This window comes from Bacteroides sp. AF20-13LB (genome assembly GCF_003603065.1).
Lineage (GTDB): Bacteria > Bacteroidota > Bacteroidia > Bacteroidales > Bacteroidaceae > Bacteroides > Bacteroides uniformis.
The window spans coordinates 209,732-233,514 of sequence record NZ_QTMH01000005.1; the positions used below are offsets into that span (position 1 = coordinate 209,732).

The following is a 23,783-nucleotide window of genomic DNA, read 5'->3' on the forward strand; positions in this document are numbered from 1 at the left end:
TTATTACTGACTAATTGATATATGGCCAATAACAACGAAATAGAGAGACGGAGAACGTTTGCGATTATTGCGCATCCGGATGCCGGTAAGACATCATTGACCGAGAAGCTGTTGCTTTTTGGTGGACAAATCCAGGTGGCGGGTGCCGTAAAGAGCAATAAGATAAAGAAGACGGCAACGTCGGACTGGATGGATATTGAAAAACAGCGTGGTATTTCCGTTACCACTTCTGTAATGGAGTTCGACTACCATGACTACAAGGTCAACATCCTTGATACTCCGGGTCACCAGGACTTTGCTGAAGATACCTACCGCACACTGACGGCCGTGGATAGCGTTATCATCGTGGTGGACGGTGCGAAAGGTGTGGAAACGCAGACACGCAAGCTGATGGAGGTCTGCCGTATGCGTAATACGCCGGTGATTATCTTCATCAACAAGATGGACCGTGAAGCCAAAGACCCGTTCGACCTGCTGGACGAGCTGGAGGAGGAACTGCACATCCACGTGCGTCCCTTGACGTGGCCTATCGAGAGCGGTGTCCGTTTCAAGGGTGTCTACAATATCTACGAGCATAACCTCAACCTCTACCAGCCCAGCAAGCAGGTAGTGACGGAGAAGGTGGAAGTGGACATCCATACCGAGGAGCTGGACAACCGGATTGGCGCCCAACTGGCCGACAAGCTGCGTGGCGAACTGGAACTGATAGACGGTGTTTATCCCGAATTCGATAAGGAGGAATATCTGAAGGGTGAGCTTGCTCCCGTATTCTTCGGTTCGGCACTGAATAATTTCGGTGTGCAGGAACTGTTGGATTGCTTTGTGGAGATTGCTCCCAGTCCCCGTCCCGTGAAGGCGGAAGAACGTGAGGTGGAGCCGGAAGAACCTAAATTTACCGGATTCATCTTTAAGATAACCGCCAATATCGACCCGAATCACCGTTCATGTATCGCTTTCTGCAAAATCTGCTCCGGGAAGTTTGTACGCAATGCCCCGTACTTGCATGTACGTCATGGCAAGACGATGCGTTTCTCGTCGCCTACGCAGTTCATGGCGCAGCGCAAGACAACTGTCGATGAGGCTTGGGCGGGAGATATTATCGGCCTGCCGGATAACGGTACGTTCAAGATTGGCGATACGCTGACCGAAGGCGAGGCGCTTCACTTCAAGGGGCTTCCGAGTTTCTCTCCGGAGATGTTCAAGTACATTGAGAATGCCGACCCGATGAAGCAGAAACAGCTTGCCAAGGGTGTCGACCAGTTGATGGACGAAGGTGTGGCGCAGTTGTTCGTCAACCAGTTCAACGGGCGTAAGATTATCGGTACGGTGGGGCAGTTGCAGTTCGAGGTCATCCAGTATCGTCTGGAGAACGAATACAGTGCGAAGTGCCGTTGGGAACCGCTCAGTCTGTATAAAGCCTGCTGGATTGAGAGCGATGATGCGGCTGAACTGGAAGCCTTCAAGAAGCGCAAATACCAGTATATGGCGAAAGACCGCGAGGGTAGGGATGTGTTCCTGGCGGACAGCGGATATGTGTTGCAGATGGCGCAGATGGACTTCAAGCATATCAAGTTCCACTTTACGAGCGAGTTCTAAGCTATACGATTTTTGCTGACTCACGGCTATAAATGATGCAAGTCGAAGAAAAAGAGGAGGTACAAAGTAATGAAAAACTTTGTACCTCTTTATTTATTGTGGGAAGAAAGTGTTACCTTTGTTTCTGTAACGATTAATATGCATTGATTATGAAAACTGTTGAAGTAAGCTCGTTCCTTACCGATTTTACACCTTACTCATTATAAACACAAAATTTCAAGATGAAACATACCTCCCTTTTTCTCCTGCTGATTCTCCTTCTGGGGCTGACAGCCTGCTCGAAACCTGCCGATAGAACTTTGATGAACTACGAACAGTCCCTTTCTCATGCTGACTCGTTGGTGCAATGCGGTGCTGTCGACAGTGCCCGGGCCGTCCGCCTGATTTCCGGTTTGCACCGTGAGTATAATCAGATAAAGGAGCTTTCTGATGGCAGGCATGTGCGGCTGAAGCCGGTCAGTGGTTACGAACGTTTTTTCTGGGGAGTGTTTTCTGTGATTATGTTCAGCATTTCCGGTGCTATGCTGTTCAGCCTTATCCGTTTCAAGAAAGAACGTAGTCACCGTAACTATCTAGTCACCCTGAGTGAAAACGAACAGCGCTTGCGCAACAATGAACGCGAGCGCGAGGAACTGGAAGAATGCCTGAAGGAGATGTCGCTGACCGACGAAGAGCGCGAAGAAGTGCATAGCTCGCTGACGAACCTCATGGAACATGGCAGCCGTCTGGATAAGGAAAACGAGTCACTCCGCGCCCGTCTCAAGGAGTATGAAGACAACCCCGTGCCCCGCGAACTGGAACTGTTGAGGAAAGAGGGCGAGCGTGTCCGGATGCTCGACGGGCAGGTGCAGGCGCTTGCTTCTGCCGTGATAGACGCAGACGAAGTGGTGAAGCAGTTGCGCATCCAGCCCAAATTCCTTGCGGACAGCCAGTGGAACTACTTGCAGAAGCTTACTGACAGAGTATACAAGGGTGCTTCCAAACGCCTTGTCTTGCGCTTTCCCCAACTTACGCCTGCCGACAGCCAGCTCTGCATGCTTATCCGCCTGCACTTCAGCAATGCACAGATTGCCACGCTCATTGCCGTGTCTCCCACTTCCGTGTCCCAGCAGAAGTTCCGCCTGAAGAAACGGATGATGCAGGCGGATGGGAGGCTGTTTGCCGATGGGGAGACGCTGGAGGGGGTGATTGGAAGCTGCTGAGGCTTTTTAATGATTTACTTTGTTGCATGATAGCAAATCCTATATCCTTTTTTCTTGCTCATAAAAAAATCGTAGCTTTGCTGCATTAGATGAAAAAGGAAAGGTAATATGACATTTGTTGCTATACAAAAAGCAGTGTATAAAACTTAACGAACTATTGTTATACACCTAATTCTCTTTTTAACCACACCTTCATCACGGGGTCGGGAATAATGGCTTGACGCTTCTCGATCTCGATAAGCTCTTTCTTGACCAGTGCCCGTTTTACGATGCTGACATTAGCCGATGAACCGAGTTGATATTTCTGCAAAACCTCTTGCGTGGTAAATTCGCTATGTACCCCATCAATAATGGCTCGCAAAAAATTCATTTGATAGGTCGTAAGGCTCTCGGTCTGCTTCTCGAACAACGGTGTATTCTGGTCGATGATATCCTGATATGCCTCCTCGAAATCTTGTTCCGTGGCAACTTTGTCCGTATGAATCCATACCAACCATGCCAACTGCTGCACATACGAAGAGTGATTGTCAACTCTCTGACAGATCTTCTCGGCTAACTCTTTTGAAATCTGTTTGCCCGTAGCCTCGAAACGCCCACAAATATAATCCACCCAATCCGCCGTCCCGATTTTTGTCAAATAGATAGCGTCTCCGAACTTATAGAACGGAAGGCTCCTTTTTTCAAAGAGTTCGTTCATCAAGTGTTTTTTGCTGCCGAATAAGCAGTAAGACACCGATTTCTGCAATTGCCAGATCGAGCGTAACCGCTTCTGGAATGTTTTGGAATCTTTGAATTCGGCAATTTGCTGGAACTCGTCGATGCAAACAACGATATTACAACCTTTCTTCTGCGCTATCTTTTCAGGGAGTTGCAGGATTTCATCGATCTCGTTGCTCTTGGGATTCATTTCAAGCGATATGGAAAAATCCGTCATCGGATCGGTCCCCAACGATATTTTAGGGCTGATACGCGAAAGGAATAATTTGGCATGCTCCAGCCATTCATCCAACTTTGAAGAGGTTTGTTTGAGAATGGCGGAAGCAAATGCGTCATAGAAATCCCTGTCGCTACGGCAAGAAAAAATATCGATATAAACGACTTTCAATTTGTCGGACTGCGCCAAGCGACACGCTTTCTGCACCAAAGAGGTTTTCCCCCAACGACGAGGCGAAATCAGTACCGTATTCACTCCATGCCGGAAATTCAATACCAGTCGTGAGGTCTCTTTTTCCCGGTCGGTGAAATTATCGCCCGATGTCGCGACACCGAATATAAAAGGTTTTTTCTCCATAATCTTCAGATGTTATTCCGGGAGCAAAGATAAGTAATATATCTATTACTAATAATATTATTACTAATAAATTTATTTTAGGCTATGCTTTTCTCTTTAAAGTCCGCTTTCCACCCCTTGATGACGGACTTCTCATCGAAGCCATGCAAGAAAGCAAAACCCTCCGACCGGAGTTCAATATCTATCGGATGCGCGAAATGACGCAATTGGAAAGTGATTTCGATGCAGCAATGCACAGATTGCCACGCTCATTGCCGTGTCTCCCGCTTCCGTGTCCCGGCAGAAGTTCCGCCTGAAGAAGCGGATGATGCAGGCGGATGGCAGGCTGTTTGCCGATGGGGAGACGCTGGAGGGGGTGATTGGAAGCTGCTGAGAATGATAGATTCTTCTTGATTCTTCAAGAATCTCGAAGTTTCAAGAAGAATATTACAGCTTGTTTTTCATTAAACTGTCAAATTTGTCCGATTTTATATAATTCCGTTTGACTTTATTTATTTGTAGTTCAGATAAATAACCTAAACTGACCAGTCCTTCCAAATCTGTCCTTGCTGTGAAATTGGAAACGGAAAAACGATTTTCAACCTCCTTTACAGACAAACAAGTGTTAGGCTGCTCGTGGATAATTTTTAATATTTGTGCTTGACGCGTATTGATTCCCTTGATGTTTGCAATCAAGACAATGCTGCTGTTCTCTTCCGATTTGCGTTTCAGGTATATCTTCAATTCTTCAAAGGCCTTCTTCATCGTCCGCAAATTGTATAGGATGAAATAAGTCAGATCGTTGTCGTCATATTCTGTATAGAGGTAGGCTTTTGCATAGTTCCTTTTGGTCTTGTATATGGTTCGTGAAATAGACATATATTCCACCAGCCAATATCCCTTTTTGAGCATATACCAGTAGAACAGTGAGCGGGCGGTTCGTCCGTTTCCGTCAACAAAGGGGTGAAAATAGGCCAGCATGAAGTGGATGATGATGCCTTTGATTATGGGATGTATAAATGTTTTTCCGTCTTTGTTGAAAAACGTTTCCAAATCGGCAAGCAAGTTCGGCAATTCTTCATGATGCGGAGGCGTATGGGCAACGTCACCGGTGATGCCGTCCATTATGAGGATGTTGTCATGTTGGCGTATTCGTCCTGCATCGTTTTCTTCGTCGAGCGTGTTCTCGGTCATTGAGCGATGAATATCCAGGAGCTGCCGGACGGAAAAATTACTTTCCGCATTTCTCTTGATTTGGCAGATTGTCTGGTAGCTGTTCAGAATCATCTGTTGTCCCTTGTCTTTGGGCTTTTCACTTTTGCGAAGCATGTCTTTCGCTACTTTTCGAGTGGTAGCAGCCCCCTCCATCTGGCTGGAAGCAATGGCTTCTTCCATGATGGACGAAACAAGATAGGCATTCTTGTTCTCAGAAGGAATCAAGTGCTCACCTGTCAGACTGCCACCGATATTCATGTCGAAATAGTGCAGCAACTCAAATATCTCATCCGTCATCATAAAGCTGAAACGGTACTTGCCGAAATGCAGGGAGGTTCTGTTCAGTTGCCGGAGGTATTTGAGCGCATGCCACAGTTGTTTCCCGCTCAGTCCGCTTTCTGTACGAATGTATTTCACTTTATCCCAATACGGATAATCGGCATTGGCGGATTGTACTTCAGCTAAAAAGTCCGGTTTCAAGGATTCCGACTTTTCCTGTGCATTTGCTATAGGTGGATGCTCTAACATAATTCCTATAAATTAGTTCTTTATGCAAAAATACGGTTTTTTCTGGAATTTCTTCTTGATTCTTCAAGAATCTCGAAGAATCAAGAAGATTTTAGTTGCACTTTCGTCTGCGAATCAGGCATAATCTCACTTGGTGTTTCTCAATTTCCATAAACTGTTTTTTGCCAACGCCTGTTCCGGACGTGGCTTTGTGGGTGGGAAATGTTTACAGAATCATGCTTTGCAAACTGCACTTCCGAACCGAAAAAGAAGATGGATTATTTTCACTCCTATACTGAACCCTATTCAGTCGTATACTGAATGCCATTCAGTCGTATATTGAATCCTATTCAGTCGTATACTGAATTACCCCCACTTCAGAAGGTGTTCTGGGAGGGGATGGACTGTGACGGCTTGATGGCTTGAAACGGATGTCTTTGGGTTTTGAAATGTTGTTACAAAATGAAATTCGGAGATGTGATTTTCAAAACATTGCTATTCATCGTTCTCTTTCTCTTTTGTATTTATGTTTAATAGGAGAATATCAATGATGATTTTGCAAGCCTTGCAAAACTTGTTGTTATTTGTTATATTATAGTACCTTTGCTACATTAAAATAAGTAAAGGATATGACTCTGCCTCATTATACAGCTTGTAAGGTAGTACAATGAAGATATGTGGTAGTTCTTTGATTAATAGTATAGGTAGAAATGGGTATGATACAGTTGATAATAGGTGCATGGACACTCCTCATGATATTTGTTTTGTGTTTTGAAGATTGTCGGGCGTATCTGAAGAATATAGTAGAATCTTTAATGTACGAATGGAACTCGCTATATAAAGATGCAAAAGATGAAAAGGGAATCTGCTTGGCATGTTTCTTGATGTTGTTTATTACTTTAATTCTTTTATTTTGTTGTCTGTTGTTTTTCCCATTGTTGCCTCTTCTTTCTGTATACTTTGTTTTTAGGAATTTTAGAAACAATGATACGGATGATACATGGTTAAGAGAGCAACAAGAAAGGGAGGAAAACTATCGGCGGAAATGGAATAAGTTCAAGAAGTTTCATTATCCTGGGAAAGTTTCTTTTGATTTTGATGCGGACACTTACATTTATGTAGAAAATCGTTATGACGATAGTTTGAACCAATGTATCCGGGAGAATTTGGATGAAATAAAAGCCATTTTTCGTCAAAACGGTTTTCGTTTTATTTATTTGCCTCAGTGGAAACCTGATACTTCTTTGAATAGTTTGGCTAATTTGACAGAAGAGAGGAATAGGGACATTGAGAATTTTCTGGGTTCAATGACCACAGTGGAATATACAAAATTGCTTTGTAAAGTACTGCATCTTGATTGGGCAGAGATGGAAAGTGGTATCTTTCATTTTGCTTGTTTCATGTATGACTCTACACCCGGCATGTGGAACATAGTGCGAGAGAGCCGTTTCACACTTTATCCAATGCAAGGAATGACAGAGGATGGTTGGGAGACTTTCTTCTTGGACTATTGCGCCTTCATAAAAGAGGATCGGCAAAGGCCTCATGGAGGTCTTTGTATGTCTGTGGTGTCGAATTTGCAGGGAGGAGAATTTTATGAGAGTGAGGGAGAACCGCAACAAGAATTTGCAGACCATGAATTTCCCATTGTTATGAAAAATATTGCAGAAAACATTAAGAAGGAGATTGAAATTCTGAAAGGTGCAGGGTATTATGAGTTATTGTTGCACACATTAGGAACTGAGACCTTAGATGAGTTGAAGAATGTAAAAGTGATTCCGGAGCTGAGTAGGCTTCAGATTACAGATGAATTCAAGATTCGTTTGCTTGATTATGATAAGGAGGTGCGGATGACCCCTTTGCAAAAGACACTGTATATATTTTATCTGCGCCATCCGGAGGGAGTAGAGTTTAAAATGCTGTCGGCCTACTATGATGAACTGTTGGCTATTTATAAAGTGCTCTCCAATAGAGAGGATGCTGAAAAGCAGAAAGAGTCCATCCGTCGCTTGGTAGATGTAACGGATAATGCGATAAATGAGAAATGTTCACGGATTAAGGAAGCTTTCTTGAAAGTAGCGGATGATTTCATTGCCAGGAATTACTATATCGTATTGGATAGACATGAATATAGAGGAGAAGGGAATAAGAAGAACTCTATATATGTGGAACTTCTGAAGAAAATAATGCTTCCACGCGATTTGATTATTTATCCGAAGGAAATTTCTGATATTGAAGTCTTGGTACCGGAGGAGAGAAAGAAAGTTATAAAAGAGGAATTGGAAGAAATGCGAGAGCAGTATTGCGCATTAAACAGGCTATTTTTCGATAAATCCTATCCTAAAGGTGCGTTGATAGAAAAATATACAGCGTTTATCAATCTCAATCCAAAATATTATGCCGCTTATCGTGACCGTGCCATTCTTTATACACATATCGGTAAATACCGTGAGGCGGTTGCTGACAATCAGTTGTTGATAACGCATAATGAAAGAGTATGGTCGGATGCTATTATCAATAAGGCGGAAGCACTGTTTTTCCTGAAAGATTATGATGAGGCTTTGAAAGTTGCCAACCATTATTTTGCAATATGTGAAAAGCCGACAGCAGAATGTTATCGTATCAGAGCGGAGATATTCAGAAAGCTGAAAATGAGTTATGAATATAAAGCGGATATGAGGGAGTCTAAGCGTTTGCGAAAAGAAGAGAAAAATAGAATATGGTAAGTTTGAATGCTGTGTAAGAATGTTTGTATTGGGCGTTGCTGTATAAGTGGTTGGAGTAGTATATTAATAGTTATCAATAAATAGATTGGACGGTGGCTATGATGGTTGTCTCAAGAAAATATTTGTAGGAGCTAAAAACTTACTCTAATTTTCTTTTTTGTGAAAGAAAATGTTTAAGTTTGCGGATGAAGCACATGGTGATGTCCTTCAATGTTTTTTAGAGATAAAATTGTAAGAAGCGTTGTGCTTGTTCTTGTGACTGAAAACCTAGGAAATTTTCAAGAAAACATAAGAATGGCATAGTATGTTTCCTACGCTGATTCAGCGTGGGACTGCTGTCCATCTATTTATGTTTTCAGGTTTTCCTAGGACCTTCAGTTACAGATAGTGGGTACGTAGTTCCACGTTTTTGTTTGTATAAATGTTTTCTTAGGGGCTGGGAAGATGTAAAATCTAATCGTATGAAAGTTAAAAAACTGGTGTTTGATGGTCAAGAACTTGCAATGTTATTTCAAGTATTTGCGAAAAAATGCTTATCGGGTATTGTGAAAGGGATATGTATAGTACTTTATTTTTTTATTTAAATCAGTCTTATAAACAATAGATATATTATTTAAATGGTATAATTTAAAAGGTGGGTGATTATGGCAGACTATATGAAGAATATTGTAATGGGGCTTCTAAAGAGAGTTTTTAAGATTGATATCAAAGGCATTCAGTTACAAAATAAAGTGTTGTCAGATAAAACGAAACAATTATTGGAGGAAAATGCAACGTTGGAAAACAAAGATAACATTCTAATAAAAGAGAATACTGTATTACAAAATGAAAAAAAACGTTTGTTGGATGAGTTGAATAGTAATATAAATGAATCTCAACAGTTACAAGAAAGTGTTAGTTCATTAAAACAGGAATTGACATTAACAAAAGAAAAAGTTAAATCTTTGGAGTTACAGAGCCAAAACCACATAATAGAAATTGGGAAAAAAGATAATACTATTAAAGAACTGCAAGCAAATATTCAAGCGTTAGAATCTGTAGATGAAGATAATGAAAGAATATCTGATGAACAGATGCAAGACCAAATAGACAGCTTGAAGATGCAATATCAAAATCTCAAAGAGCAATATGACAGTATAAATAAAGAGTATAAGGATTGTAAGGCTGAAATTTGTACTAAAGATGCAATAATTGACATTTTGAATAAAGAGAAAGTCGAATTGCAAAATAAGATTTCTGGATTGAACAAGTCAGTGCCTACGATAGAAAAAGACAATAAGGTAAAAACAGGTAGCGAAGAACAGAAAATAATAGTAGGTGAAGGTTCTATGATAACAATAGGACCAATAGGAAATACAGATTTAGGTTATGTTGATAAAACTAAACGTACCATAGATACTGTTATTGATACTGATACTGGTTTAGAAATAAGTGCAAGAGATTTTTTTGCTCAACCGGAGAACGCGATTTTTAAAGTTAGAACTGAATTGCAAAAATCAATATATTTGAGAAAACCTAAATTAGTATGCAAATATTGTCGTCAGGCAGTTAAAATATCAGGTCGGAAGATAGAACGTGGTAAAGCTAGTTTCTTTTCACATTTTAAAGATAGTGATGAATGTGATTATAAAACAACGACAGGAAGAACAAGAAGGGATATTAATAGAGAAAAATATGCCCGATGTAATGAAGGGGAGCGTCACAAAAGATTAAAAACCAAAATTGCTGAACTCTTGGAAATGACTCCTGGTGTTTCGGACGTAAAAGTAGAAAAAAACATTATAGGAAATCACCCTATACTAAATTGGAAACGTCCTGATATTTTAGCTAGTTTTAGGGGACAAGAAATTGTATTTGAATTGCAATTAAGCACAACCTTTATCAGTGTAATTGCAGAAAGGGATTTGTTCTATCGGCTAAATAAGAAATTCATTATCTGGGTTTTTAATTTTGATGAACAAGATGAACACGTCAATCTGGATAATATGATGGCAAAAGATATTTATTATAATAATAAAATGAATGTTTTCATTTTTGATAGAGAAGCTCAAAAGGAAAGTGAGGAAAGAGGTGAACTCATTTTAAAGTGCAATTGGTTAAAGGCAGATGGGAGTTGGGAGTACCTGAATGAGAATTCTTCAAATGGTTTGGGTGGAACATTTGTCTGTCTCTCTGATTTACAATATGATAGCACATACAAACCGTATTATTTTGATGCGGAACAGAGATATATTGAAGCGCATCCTGAATTTCAATCGAAAATTTCAGATATTGAGAAAGAGAATAAAAGAGTCCTTGAAGAACTGGATGAATTATGGCGACAAAAACAAGAAGATTTGAAAACAGAAGATAAGTTGGAACGCTTATCAGAAGCATTTGAGTTGGATGCCATAATGAAAAGTACTCAAAGATAGGAAATTGGAAAGAAAGATGGAAAATGTGGATTGATTACATTCGATGGCGAAATAAGAATAGCTTTTGAATATGAATTAATTACTCCTCACACAGGATGGTATGAAGGAACGAAAGATGGGTTACATGATTTGTTCGACAATAACTATACTCTTCTTAATGCTGGAATAAGGCGAATAGAAAAATTCAATCCTATAGGTAACAAATATGTAAAGGAGACAGATGGTGCATTACTTTGGGGAATTATGAAAAAGGGGGTTCCTTTAACGCCAGCTTGTTATTCCCAACTGGAGATATGGTCTTCAGACAAAATTATAGCTATGCGTAATGGATTATATTGCATTGTGGATTTTCAAGGGAATGAGATTTTAAGTAATTATGATTATATCAGTGAGTTAAACGCTGACAATATAGCAAATGTCAAATGTGATGGTTGTAATGGTTTTATAGATAGTAATTGTAAGAGCTTGAAGGAGAAGAGTAGAAGATTGGATAATGGAATGGAGAAATTTCTTCAAATGGATAAATGGGGGATTGAACGTGAAGATGGCTCGATAGTTGTTCCCGGTAAGTATGATGAAATAGGTTCCTATAAAGATAGACTTGTCGGGGTTAGTGGTGTCTCTTTTTCTATTATAGATGAAAATATAGATGCAGATTGCCCCGTAAAAGTTGAATATATATCCAGAAATGACAGAAAGATGTTAATCTTCAAACTTGGTAAACGGGAAGCTCTTATGAATCTTCGTCAACAAAATAAAGCTCGAAATTTGGGATTGCAGCCTCAAAATATGAAAGAATTATATTTTTCATTTGTTAATGTCGAAAGGTCATTGCTATACCTAAGTGCTGTTCCTGTGAGAGGAGAAAAGCAACAAATAAAAATTGAAGATAAAGATATACCATTCGGAACAATTTATACAGGAAGATTCCTTTATAAGAAGAAGGACGGTGTTATCATACGTGCGTTAAATGGGATAAAGATATTTCTGCATAGTTCGAATTTGGGTAAATATACGGTAGAAGAACTTGAAAAGAGTAAATCTATAACACTTAAAAAAATAGGTTATGACCAATTCTATAAGAAACATATTTGGGAAATAATATCAATCCTTTCGTGAGAAGTAAAGACTTGATTTTTAGATATTTAATCGTATTAATAAAATAGGAGATATAAAAATGGAAAAACAAAATTTAATTATGGATGATGAAATGGTAATGCACGAAACTATTGCTAATCAAGTTTCTATTAGTGAGCAAGAAGATGCATACGCAGCACTTGAAGCAAAGTATAATAATGTAGAAGAAGCGGTTGAACAAGATTTGTTAAGAGCGCAATTTGATAGGGTAGATGAGGATTTTGAAGGGCAAGACATGCTTGCTGCTCAATTGGATGGGGTAGAGGATATAGCAGAAAGTGGCTCTGGGTTTGTAGAAGAATTTGAAGATAATGTAATAGAGGAGAATTATATTGAGGAGGATGATTCTGATGGTTGGGGGAGTATAGATGATAATCCTTATTATAATGATAATTTGGATATGGATCAGCAATCTCCGGAGTTCTGGGATAATCTTTGAATGTGTTATGAATATTTGGTTGACTATAGGCGTCGCGTATGCTATTCTTACACTATCAGCAATGGTATGGATTATTGTAGGACACGTCAAGAATAAGAAACTTAAGGATGCTATGGAGATAGATAGGCAAGGATTGCTGATTGAAGATTCCTTGCCTAATGATATATATACTGAGATTGCAAAGAGATTTGCGTTTTGCAGATATAATCAGGATTTTTCTACACTAAGGCCTTTCCTGTCAGAAAACGTAAAACTTATTATTTATAAGCACAAAGAACTAAGTGGCATTGCTGATTTTGAATCATATTGGATAGATAAGGAAAAGCGACTAAAGCATGATTGTATCAATGTACGCACAAGTATCAAATTTTGCAATTATTATAGTCATGTAGCAGTGTACGACCAAATAGAGGGTTATAAACCGATGTATGTTCTTTTTAGAGTTAAGGATGATATTGTAACCCATGTGGTGTGTGCGCCAGACCCATTACAAGATTCAACAGTTAGGTATTGGAGTTTTAAACGGTTACCGTTTGCGTATGACTATATCATGGATAATGCGCAGGAACAAATACCGGGTGAAACCAAAAGACTTCCTTGCCTGAAGTGTGGCAATTCATCAGAGGGGCTTGTATGGTATAAAGTAAATATAGACCTTAGTCCACTATCTTATGCCGGTGTTGTGTCTGTATGCGAGAACTGTCGGAAAGTGGTTGAATTCTACCCCGATGTGTCGATTGACAACGGAGAAGTTCAAGGACAAAAGATTGATAAAGTAGAAAATAAGGTTAGACAGGAGGATGTGTTTATTTTGTCTCAGCTCATAACGAGAAACTTGTATTTTGATAATCCGTTAAAAGATACCAAGTATTTTGATAATCTTGATAAAAACTATGTAGTGGATTCAGGGAACAGGTCTTTTGCAGATTTTTCGGTATGTAAACCTTGCAGTCTTGCCGAATGTGCAGGAGATTTTAATGAGTTCATGCTTTCTCATCTCTTCAAAAAGAACATTCAATTTTATAATGACATAAAGGCTTGTTATGTGCAAGCATACAATGATGGAATCTATGAAGTAGCAAACAATATAGGCATTCTTTTGCTGAATTGTGAAAATAATATGGATGAAGGGTTGAGATGGTTAAGTCTTGCGGCATCAAATGGATCTAAGAATGCTATGCAAAATACCTTCAGTGTATTATGGGGTATTGGTGATTTTAAACATGCTATTGAATATCTATTGAAAGTTTGTGGAGAACCTTGCCCTTCTATTCGTTGCTTGTGGAATTTGGCAGTTTTATATATACTTGGAGAACGACAAAAAGGAAACACGCTCATTAAAGATGTGGGCAAAGGAATCTCTCTCTTGAATCAGATTATAGAGTATGATGTGTTGGAGAGTGACGAGAAAGAAATCGAGGAGATGCGAATGAAGGCGAAGGGCCTTGTCCGTCTAATCAAAGAAAGTAATGAGTATGGTTGGATAGGTTACGCATTTCATAGGTATTTGAAATCTCTGCATGAAGAAACAATGCCGCCTGATGGATATAATCATGACGTTTTATCCATTTTGGACGAACTGACTTTTAATGGAATACTGAAAATATATTTTGCACAGCATGTCAGTATAGGAGATAATTCTTGGTTTTATATTGATACCGGTCATTCAACAAAAGCATTAGAAAAGAGACTTTTAATTGAAAAAGTAGGTGCTACATGTTCAGAAATGAGTGCATGGCAAATATATTTGTTGACAACAGCATCAACGGTTTTGCCAGCTTTTTGGCATGGCAATTATGAGAACAGGCAATATGTCTTCTCAAAATCAGACATCTCTAACCTTTCAGGTTTTTGTCGGGGAAATATATTCTCAAAGGTCGATATTTCGAATATAGCCGATGATATTCTACCAGGGGTTGAACTAATAGGAAACATGGCTAAAGTCAGGTGCTGTTATTGGAATGATTGGAAAGGATTAGTTCGAGAAACAGTGAGCATAAACTTCAATGATAGGAAAAGGATTCGCATTAATAAAGAAATTGAATCAGAAGTCTTGTACAAATATAATTGTGGTATACGCTTTTGATACATTGGAGGAAACGTTCGGTTATAATCTTGACCGTACCTGCAATGAGATAAGGGCTACTTATAGTTATGATATTTCTTGTCAGGGTACAGTACCGGAATCTATCATTGCTTTTTTGGAAAGTACGGACTATGAAAGTGCCATTCGACTGACCATTTCTTTAAGAGGAGATGCGGATACGATGGGGGCTATTACGGGTGGCATTGCGGAAGCCTATTATGGTGGTGTGCCTACTGCCATAAGGGAAGAGGTACTTAAAAGACTGCCTGATGAGTTTGTGACGGTAATGAGAGAGTTCTCGATTAAAAAATTAAAATGTAAATGATGTCATATTGCAAGGAATAGCTTATAACAACTACCCTGTAGAGACCGGAAGATACAGGTGCCTTCATTATCAGAGGTTTGCGTGTATTGCTTGTAGAGATTACCACCTTATTCTTCTTATTTCAGCTTTATTCTCCCCTTCTTCTTGTAGAGATATGGTTTTTGTAATCCTTTGTTTTTAAGTGATTTATGAAAATCGGTTGTAGATGCCATTTTCTTGTTTTCCCTTGTTTCCTACCCTAACTTTGCAACATCGAATTTGAGAAAAGCAGACGGCTGAATCGTTGAGGCCTCACGATGAAAACTTCTGCTTCTCGGGTGAGACAAGAGAAATCAGATATACATTATTAATTAATCATTTAAAACATTACGATTATGGCATTTTTTAGAAGAATTCAGAAGAAAGTAAACGATTTGTGGTATCCTCAATCAGTAACCTGGGGCAAGGCGGTTACTACCCGTGAAGTGGCAGACGAGCTGTCTGTTCTTTCTACCGTGACCCGTGGTGACACGTATGCGGTGATGGAGAACTTGGGGCGTGTATTGAGCAATTTCATGGGGCAGGGACGTACTGTGAAGATAGACGGTGTAGGCACCTTCTACTATACTGCCACCTCTACTAAAAGAGGAGTGCCGACGGCTGCGGAGGTAAGCGCTTCGCTGATTAACGGAGTGCGCGTTCGTTTCCTACCCGAAGTGGAGCGTAATAGTGGCCGTCAAGTGACTACCCGTAGCATGGTGAATACGAAGATTGTTTGGGAAGAGTGGGGCAAGGCCTCTACCTCCACCGGTGGAAACATCGGCGGTGACGACAGTGGCAATCCCGGCGGCAACGACGGCGACCAGGGTGAGAATCCGTTGGGCTGATTCTCCTTCCTTGAAAGCAATTGATGACTGACACCGTTTTATGCTAAAAGTTTCCCGTACCGCCTCATTGGTTGTGCGGGAAGCTTTACTTTTTAGCATCTTTTATCATTCTTCTCTGCCTTTCTTTAATGGATTATCGCTAATTTCGAGCGATTTTTCGTAAATTCGGCTGAATAACTAATAATTTATAATATGGAAAACTTGAATACAGCACTTCTGCTGATGGTGGTAGGTATGGCAACAGTCTTCGCTATCCTGCTGATTGTTATTAACTTAGGAAAAGCTCTTATTGCACTGGTGAATAAATATGCGCCTGAAGAGGTGACACCGGCTAAAGCTGCGGCAAATGGTCCCGCACCTGTCCCCGGTAATATTCTGGCAGCTATCAGTGCAGCCGTAACAGTAGTGACACAAGGTAAGGGTAAAGTTGCTAAGGTAGAAAAAATCTGAAATAATAATCTTATATAAAAACACACCGAATAATTTAGTATGAAAAAGGAAATTAAGTTCAGTTTGGTATTCAGGGACATGTGGCAGAGTGCCGGAAAATATGTACCCCGTGTTGACCAACTGGTGAAAGTTGCTCCCGCCATCATTGAGATGGGTTGTTTTGCGCGCGTGGAAACCAATGGCGGAGGTTTTGAACAAGTAAATCTGCTGTTTGGGGAGAATCCGAATAAAGCCGTGCGCGAGTGGACGAAGCCGTTCCATGAAGCCGGTATCCAGACCCACATGTTGGACCGTGCCCTGAATGGCCTCCGCATGAGTCCCGTGCCCGCCGATGTGCGCAAGCTGTTCTATAAGGTGAAGAAAGCGCAAGGTACGGACATCACGCGTACTTTCTGCGGTCTGAACGATACCCGCAATATCATTCCTTCCATTGGTTATGCACACGATGCCGGAATGATTTCCCAATGTTCGCTCTGCATCACCCATTCACCTATCCATACCGTAGAATACTACACGGAGATGGCACTGAAGCTTATCAAGGCAGGTGCCGACGAAATCTGCATCAAGGATATGGCAGGTATCGGACGTCCGGTTTCTTTGGGCAAGATTGTGGCCAATATCAAGGCGGCGCATCCCGATATTCCTATCCAGTATCATAGTCATGCGGGTCCCGGTTTCAATATGGCAAGTATTCTTGAAGTGTGCGAAGCGGGTTGCGACTATATCGACGTAGGCATGGAGCCGCTTTCCTGGGGTACGGGACATGCCGACTTGCTCAGTGTGCAGGCCATGCTGAAGGATGCAGGCTTCCAGGTGCCCGAAGTCAATATGGAGGCATATATGAAGGTACGCGCACTCATCCAGGAGTTTATGGACGACTTCCTTGGCTTGTACATCAGCCCGCGCAACCGCCTGATGAACTCCCTGCTGATTGGTCCCGGACTGCCGGGTGGCATGATGGGCAGTCTGATGGCAGACTTGGAATCCAATCTGGAGTCCATCAACAAATACAAGGCAAAACGCAACCTGCCCTTCATGAAGCAGGATGAACTGCTCATCAAGTTGTTCAACGAAGTGGCATATGTTTGGCCGCGCGTGGGTTATCCCCCGTTGGTGACTCCGTTCAGCCAGTACGTCAAGAACCTTTCCATGATGAACGTCATTGCTATGGAGAAAGGCAAGGAACGCTGGGGTATGATTGCCGATGACATTTGGGATATGCTGTTGGGCAAGGCAGGTAAGCTGCCGGGTCAGCTGGCTCCCGAAATCATAGAGAAGGCCGAACGCGAAGGACGCAAGTTCTTCACCGGCAATCCGCAGGACAACTATCCCGATGCTCTGGACAAGTACCGCAAGCTGATGAAGGAGAACAAGTGGGAACTGGGCGAGGACGACGAAGAGCTCTTCGAATACGCCATGCACCCGGCTCAATACGAGGCTTACAAGAGTGGCAAGGCCAAGCAGGACTTCCTGGAGGATGTGGAGAAACGCCGTGCCGAACGTGACAAGTCTCCGCTGGACGATGCTAAACCCAAGACGCTCACTGTGCAGGTGGACGGTCAGGCTTACCGCGTGACGGTGGCATACGGTGACATCGACCTGCCCGCTTCGGCCACCGAAAAGGTGACAGCTCCCCCCGTAGGCGAAGGTCAGGACGTTCCGGCTCCGCTCGAAGGCAAGTTCTTCCTGACAAAGAATGCGCAGGAAACCCCGTTGAAAGTGGGTGACAAGGTGAAGAGTGGTGACCTCCTCTGCTATATCGAAGCTATGAAGACATACAATGCCATCCGCGCAGACTTTGATGGAACGGTTGTTGCCATCTGTGTCAATCCGGGTGACTCTGTTTCTGAAGATGATGTATTAATGAAGATAGGATAATGGAAGATATATTTGCAAAACTCTATGATATGACGGCCTTCAGCAACATCATTGCTGATCCGTCGTTCCTCGTGATGTATGCCATCGCTTTCATCCTGCTTTATTTAGGTATCAAGAAACACTATGAACCATTGTTGTTGGTACCCATCGCTTTCGGTGTGCTCATTGCCAACTTTCCCGGCGGCGAGATGGGGGTGATTCAGGCAGATGAAAACGGAATGGTCATGGTAGGCGGGGTGATGAAGAATATTTGGGAGATGCCGTTGCACGAGATTGCGCACGACCTCGGACTGATGAACTTCATTTATTATATGCTGATTAAGACCGGCTTTCTGCCGCCTGTTATCTTTATGGGTGTGGGTGCGCTGACAGACTTTGGTCCGATGCTCCGTAACTTGCGTCTCTCCATATTCGGTGCGGCTGCGCAGTTAGGTATTTTCACCGTACTGCTTTGTGCTGTGATGATAGGGTTCACTCCGCAGGAAGCAGGTGCGTTGGGCATTATCGGTGGTGCCGATGGTCCTACGGCTATCTTTACTACCATCAAGCTGGCTCCCCATCTGTTGGGACCGATTGCCATTGCTGCTTATTCTTATATGGCGCTGGTACCGGTCATCATTCCGATGGTGGTGAAGCTGTTCTGTACCAAGAAGGAATTGATGATTAACATGAAGGAGCAGGAGAATCTGTATCCTTCGAAAACCGAGATTAAGAATCTGCGTGTATTGAAGATTATCTTCCCGATTGCAGTGACTACGATTGTTGCTTTATTTGTGCCCACAGCAGTACCTTTGATTGGTATGTTGATGTTCGGTAACTTGATTAAGGAAATCGGTTCGGATACAAGCCGCTTGTTTGATGCTGCTGCTAATAGTATCATGAATGCAGCTACCATCTTCTTAGGATTGAGCGTTGGCGCCACGATGACCAGTGAGGCATTCCTGAATTGGACGACTATCGGTATTGTGATTGGTGGTTTCCTGGCATTTGCATTGTCCATTACGGGAGGTATTTTCTTTGTGAAGCTGTTCAACCTATTCAGCAAGAAGAAGATCAATCCGCTGATTGGTGCTACCGGCCTGAGTGCCGTACCCATGGCAAGCCGTGTCTGCAATGAAATAGCAACGAAGTATGACCCGAAAAACCATGTGCTGAATTACTGTATGTCCAGTAATATCTCCGGCGTAATCGGCTCGGCTGTTGCGGCGGGTGTGCTGATTTCATTCCTGGGATAAACGGTCAGTAGGAAAAATATAAAGAAACTCCGGTATGGCTTTGTAAAGCTATGCCGGAGTTTTTTGTATGTTTTTCTTTGAGGGGCATTTCATTCACTAACCACCTTCCAATATTCAGCCATCGCCATCTTCTCCGCCAGATACGCATCAATCAGGTTGGTGTGTGCCTGCGTCCACGAGAGTTGTGCGGACAACACATCTGCCATGCTGGCTTTTCCTTCATTATAAGAGAAGGTGACAAGGCCCAGATTCTCTTCGGCGAGTGTCATATTCTCTCGGGCTGTCTTGACTTGCTGTTCAGTTTCCGTTAGCTTTGTGGTGGCTGCGGAGAGCTCTTCCAGAATATTGTCCGTTACATAGCTTTGTTGCAGCTTTTGTATGCCGATATAGGCTTTCTGTTGGCGGTTTGTCTTGAAGCGGGCTCCCCAACGGAAGATGGGGATGCTGACGTTGACCCCTGCGACGGGAGTATGAGGTATATCCTGCCCCATATAGGCGATTCCCGTATCCCAACCGGTGGCGAGGAACATGCTGACTTGTGGGTTGTAGCGGCTGAGGGCAGCATGCCGTTGCGCTTCACTGCGGGCGATGTTCACGGAGGTACTGGCATATTCTGCCCGGCGGGGCAGCACATCATCCAGGCCCAAAGGGATGATGGGAGCAGTCGGTATATCTATTTCGGCTATGCTGTCTATGGGAGCGTCCGGTTCCGAGCCCATAAGGATATTCAGTTTTTGCAGGGCAAGGGTATGGTTTTGGCGTGCCTTGATGTACTGCAATTCGGCCTCCTTACGCCGGGTGGAAATCATCAGCAAGTCTGTGCGGCTGATGGTACCGTCATCAAAGCGGTCTTGGATGATGTCGTACTGCTGTTGTACAATATCCTGAAAGGTTGCCGCGGCTTTCAGACCGGCACGGGCGGCAGAGGCATTCCAATAGACGGCGTCACTTTGATAGTGTATCTGGTCGAGGGCCAGCTCTGTGGTAAGTTGAGCCAGTGCCTCGTCGGCTTGCGCCACTTTCTTTTGGGCTATTAGGGAACCTCCGGTATAAAGCGGCTGCGTCAAGGTGGCAAGTGCCTGATAGGTATAAGGGCGGTAGTCTCCTTTCGGACTGTTCCATTGGTCCAGATGATTGAGATTGGCGGTACCCTCGGCGGTGATGTCAATCTGGGGCAGGAAACCGGTGGAGGCAATCTTGCGTGCCTCGGTACTGGCGAATGTTTTCAGATGCTGTTGTTTCAGAATCTGGCTGTATGCTTCTACCTTGTCGCGGTATTCTTCGCGGCTCAGATATGCTTGTTGTGCCCCGGCATTCAGTCCTGAGCACAGTAATGATAGAATAAGTATATTTGTTTTCATCATTCAATAGGTAAACTGTAAATTGTTGAATGTTCTCTCACTTGATTTTATGAATGGCGCAATAAGCCACCGGCAGCACGAATAGTGTCAATGCCGAGGCTACCAGCAAACCACCCATGATGGTTGCCGCCATGCCGCCGAACATGGCGTCGAACAATAACGGCAACATTCCCAGGATAGTGGTACCCGATGCCATGGCCACCGGGACAATACGGGTGGTCGTTGCACTGATAACGGCTTCACGCGGTGCTTTTCCGGCAGCGGTTTCCGTATCAATCTGGTCCACCAGCACGATGGCATTCTTGATATTCATTCCAATCAGCCCCAGCAAGCCGAGGATGGAGAAGAAGTCGAATGATTTCCCCAATACCACCAGTCCCAGTACAATACCTATAAAGATAAGCGGCAGCATCAGCAGGATAACAATCGGCTTCCGGTAGCTGCGGAACAGAAACAGCAAGGTGACGAACATAAGGAAGAATGTCAGCGGCAGGTTAGCTGCCAGTGCGGCATTGCTTTCTGCCTGGCTTTCCTGCTCTCCGAAGTATTTCATGGTGTAACCTTCGGGTACATCAATCTCTTTTTGCACTTGCTTCCATATACGGTTGAAGGCGGCAATGGCATTCACACCGCGGCGTGGGTCGGCCTGCGCCATCATCACCATCTGCCGGTTGTAGTCTTTCACATTGGAGAACTTGTACTGGAAGTCGAACCGGCTGACGACTTGTTCCAGAGTGGTTGTTTCGCGTGCAGTGCCGAATACGGGGAGTGTACGCAAGTCGTTGATGCGGAAAGAGTCGATAGTTTTATCCTTCAACAGAACGGGAAGTACCTGGTCTCCTTCCCTGTATTCCCCAAGTGTCATGCCGTTCGTACCGATCTGGATACTCTGTGCCATGCTTTGACGGGAGATACCCAACGGTTGTGCACGCTCCTGACTGTAAACGGGATGCCATACCGGTATCTTATTGCCCCAGGAGTTGCGCACGTTGATAAGTTCGCCGTCACGGTGCATGATGTCCAGAGCCTTGTTGGTCAACATGACCAGCGTATCCGTGTTATTGCCGATGAACCCGATTTCAATGGCGGCATCTACAGCAGGAGAGAGTTTGAACAACATGGTACGGGTGATGGCATTGGGATAGTTGGCCTTCATGTAGGCATCAAGGTTCTCTTCCTGCTTCTTGGTATATTTGCTGTCCGTTACTTCCACCAGGATATTGGCGAAGTTAGGTTTGGGACCGACGGAAGTGGAGGCCAGATAGTAACGCAACGGTGTGCTGCCGAATGTGACGGATACCCGTTTCACTTCCGGCTGCTGCATCAGATGCGCTTCCACCTTTTTCATTTCGGTTTCTACTTCGCGGATGCTGTACCCGTCCGGATAGAATACATCTGCCCGAAAGTAGGGCTTGTCCAGAGAAGGGAAGAAGTTCTGGGGCATCAGTCCCATGACGATGAGGGAGAGGATGAACAGTGCTGTAATGCTTCCAAGGGTCAACGCCTTCTTGCGTATCAGTGTGCTGAGGATGGAGGCGAATTTATGGTAGAAAGGCTTGTCGTATGGGTCCTTGCTACCATCTTTAGCCTTTGCTTTCAGTATGAAGTTGCCGAATGTAGTGGTTTGTGTCAACGCCAGCACCCAACTTAATCCCAGGGAAATGGCCAGCACTACGAATAGCGGTTTCACGATTTCGGCTACGGAAGAGGGAGCCAGATACAGTGGCAGAAACGAACAGATGGCAATGAACGTTGCTCCCAGCAATCCCCATTGGGGGCCGGTGGCACCGTCTATCAGCGCTTTCCGGCGGTCGATGCCGCGGGCAATGGCAATTTGGGCATTATCTGTCACCACGATGGCATTGTCCACCAGCATTCCCATGGCTATGATGAATCCGGCGAGGGAGGTCCGGTTCAGACCTACGCCAAGAAACGACATAATGAGCAGTGTGCCTCCGATAGAGAATATAAGGGAAGAGCCAATCAGTACTCCTGCACGCATACCCATCACCAGCATGATGATTACAATCACAATCAGGATGGATTCTATCAGATTGATGATGAACCCGTTGTTGGCTTCTTTGGCAATCACGTTTTCGGGATACAGACTTTCCAGTTCCAGCCCCACGGGGATGAGGGGCATGAGTTCGGCAAGCCTCCGGTCTACCAGTTCACCGGTTTTTACCACATCCTTTGTCGGGTCGGTGGAGATGCCGATACCGATGGCGCGCTTCCCGTTGATGTGCATGATATTGCCGGGAGGTTCCATGTATCCCTTTTCAATGATGGCGATGTCGCCCAGCTTGACTTGTCCGCCGGAGGTAGTGATAACCTGGTTGCGGATATCATCGACAGTCGTGTAGGTGCCGTTGGCCACGATGCGTAACTGTTGTTCTCCGGCACTGATTTCACCCGTATTGATAATCTGGTTCTGCGATTGCAGCAGGCCGGCCAGCTGCTTGGGGTCGATACCCATTCCTGCCAGCTTGTTTACGGAGATGAATATATGGATGACCTCTGTCTGTGTACCGAAAAGGGCTACCTTCATCACACCGTCTGCCGTGATGACTTGTGTCTTGATTCGTTCCGCCCAGTTTCTCATTTCTTCATAAGAGAAACCGTCGTCACCCACCAGGCCGTAATAGATGCCGAAAACGTCTCCAAAATCATCCGAGACGGTCGGCACAGAAGAGCCTGCGGGCAGTTGGGGCTGTATGTTGAGCACTTTACGCCGCAGTTCGTCCCACTTCTGCGGAATGGATGCGGCAGAGAGTGACGGTTGCAGTTCGAAGGTTATCTTGGAGAGTCCGTACATAGACTCTGACTTTATCTTGTAGACGCCGCTCATCGACTGTATTTCTCGGGAGATGGGTTCGGTGACGAGCCGTTCCACTTCTGCCGGCTCCGCTCCCGGGTAGCGTGTCATGATGACTGCCGACTTGATGACGAAAGGTGCGTCTTCCTTCTTTCCCAACCTGCCGAATGACAGTATGCCGCCGATAAGCAGCACAGCCAGAAAGAAGTAGACTATCTTCGTGTTGTCTAATGAATATTTGGCTAGATTCATAATGAATAT

Annotated in this window: 17 protein-coding genes; 13 read left to right on the top strand and 4 right to left on the bottom strand. The window is 43.6% G+C overall.

What is annotated here, in order from left to right; translation table 11 throughout:
* Nucleotides 1-21: 21 nt before the first annotated feature.
* Nucleotides 22-1,596: a peptide chain release factor 3 gene (locus DWX62_RS07515; protein WP_120172671.1), complete on the top strand. Its 1,575-nt coding sequence runs from the start codon at nt 22-24 to the stop codon at nt 1,594-1,596.
* A gap of 221 nt (nt 1,597-1,817) precedes the next feature.
* The gene (locus DWX62_RS07520) at nt 1,818-2,798 is read left to right on the top strand and encodes a hypothetical protein (protein WP_120172672.1); all 981 of its coding nucleotides are present in this window, start codon (nt 1,818-1,820) and stop codon (nt 2,796-2,798) included.
* A 160-nt stretch (nt 2,799-2,958) separates the two neighbouring features.
* On the opposite strand, the gene DWX62_RS07525 is transcribed toward DWX62_RS07520, so the two are convergent.
* A complete protein-coding gene (locus DWX62_RS07525) occupies nt 2,959-4,089 on the bottom strand; it encodes an ATP-binding protein (protein WP_117681326.1) in 1,131 nt (376 codons plus the stop codon).
* A gap of 426 nt (nt 4,090-4,515) precedes the next feature.
* Nucleotides 4,516-5,811, bottom strand: coding sequence for a Fic family protein (locus DWX62_RS07530; protein ID WP_120172673.1), 1,296 nt, complete (start codon nt 5,809-5,811; stop codon nt 4,516-4,518).
* Between the two features lie 695 nt (nt 5,812-6,506).
* Here DWX62_RS07530 and DWX62_RS07535 point away from each other — a divergent pair.
* The 11 genes from DWX62_RS07535 (at nt 6,507) to DWX62_RS07585 (ending at nt 19,346) form a co-directional block, all read left to right on the top strand.
* Nucleotides 6,507-8,516 carry a hypothetical protein gene (locus tag DWX62_RS07535; protein ID WP_207806021.1) on the top strand — a complete coding sequence of 670 codons (2,010 nt, stop codon included), beginning with the start codon at nt 6,507-6,509 and terminating at the stop codon, nt 8,514-8,516.
* Nucleotides 8,517-8,977: 461 nt separating this feature from the next.
* Nucleotides 8,978-9,100, top strand: coding sequence for a hypothetical protein (locus DWX62_RS22465; RefSeq protein WP_279387155.1), 123 nt, complete (start codon nt 8,978-8,980; stop codon nt 9,098-9,100).
* 60 nt (nt 9,101-9,160) lie between these two features.
* Nucleotides 9,161-10,930: a DUF6035 family protein gene (locus DWX62_RS07540; protein WP_120172675.1), complete on the top strand. Its 1,770-nt coding sequence runs from the start codon at nt 9,161-9,163 to the stop codon at nt 10,928-10,930.
* A gap of 30 nt (nt 10,931-10,960) precedes the next feature.
* On the top strand, nt 10,961-12,049 hold the full coding sequence (locus DWX62_RS07545) for a WG repeat-containing protein (protein WP_120172676.1): 1,089 nt from the start codon (nt 10,961-10,963) through the stop codon (nt 12,047-12,049).
* Nucleotides 12,050-12,107: 58 nt separating this feature from the next.
* Nucleotides 12,108-12,506 carry a hypothetical protein gene (locus tag DWX62_RS07550; RefSeq protein WP_133303666.1) on the top strand — a complete coding sequence of 133 codons (399 nt, stop codon included), beginning with the start codon at nt 12,108-12,110 and terminating at the stop codon, nt 12,504-12,506.
* A 7-nt stretch (nt 12,507-12,513) separates the two neighbouring features.
* Nucleotides 12,514-14,592: a sel1 repeat family protein gene (locus DWX62_RS07555; RefSeq protein WP_120172678.1), complete on the top strand. Its 2,079-nt coding sequence runs from the start codon at nt 12,514-12,516 to the stop codon at nt 14,590-14,592.
* Nucleotides 14,576-14,917: an ADP-ribosylglycohydrolase family protein gene (locus DWX62_RS07560; RefSeq protein WP_243636251.1), complete on the top strand. Its 342-nt coding sequence runs from the start codon at nt 14,576-14,578 to the stop codon at nt 14,915-14,917. The genes DWX62_RS07555 and DWX62_RS07560 overlap by 17 nt, the downstream gene beginning before the upstream one ends.
* Nucleotides 14,918-15,291: 374 nt before the next feature.
* A complete protein-coding gene (locus DWX62_RS07570) occupies nt 15,292-15,783 on the top strand; it encodes an HU family DNA-binding protein (protein ID WP_008663902.1) in 492 nt (163 codons plus the stop codon).
* Nucleotides 15,784-15,975: 192 nt separating this feature from the next.
* The gene (locus DWX62_RS07575; protein WP_005826326.1) at nt 15,976-16,233 is read left to right on the top strand and encodes an OadG family protein; all 258 of its coding nucleotides are present in this window, start codon (nt 15,976-15,978) and stop codon (nt 16,231-16,233) included.
* A 39-nt stretch (nt 16,234-16,272) separates the two neighbouring features.
* Nucleotides 16,273-18,111: a biotin/lipoyl-containing protein gene (locus DWX62_RS07580; protein WP_005826327.1), complete on the top strand. Its 1,839-nt coding sequence runs from the start codon at nt 16,273-16,275 to the stop codon at nt 18,109-18,111.
* Nucleotides 18,111-19,346, top strand: a complete 1,236-nt coding sequence (locus DWX62_RS07585; RefSeq protein WP_120172679.1) for a sodium ion-translocating decarboxylase subunit beta — start codon at nt 18,111-18,113, stop codon at nt 19,344-19,346. The genes DWX62_RS07580 and DWX62_RS07585 overlap by 1 nt, the downstream gene beginning before the upstream one ends.
* An 89-nt stretch (nt 19,347-19,435) precedes the next feature.
* Here the strand turns inward: DWX62_RS07585 and DWX62_RS07590 are convergent, their stop codons facing one another.
* Nucleotides 19,436-20,710 (bottom strand): TolC family protein, encoded by a 1,275-nt coding sequence (locus DWX62_RS07590; RefSeq protein ID WP_120172680.1) that lies wholly within the window; start codon nt 20,708-20,710, stop codon nt 19,436-19,438.
* A 34-nt stretch (nt 20,711-20,744) separates the two neighbouring features.
* Nucleotides 20,745-23,774 (bottom strand): efflux RND transporter permease subunit, encoded by a 3,030-nt coding sequence (locus DWX62_RS07595; protein ID WP_120172681.1) that lies wholly within the window; start codon nt 23,772-23,774, stop codon nt 20,745-20,747.
* Nucleotides 23,775-23,783: the final 9 nt, after the last annotated feature.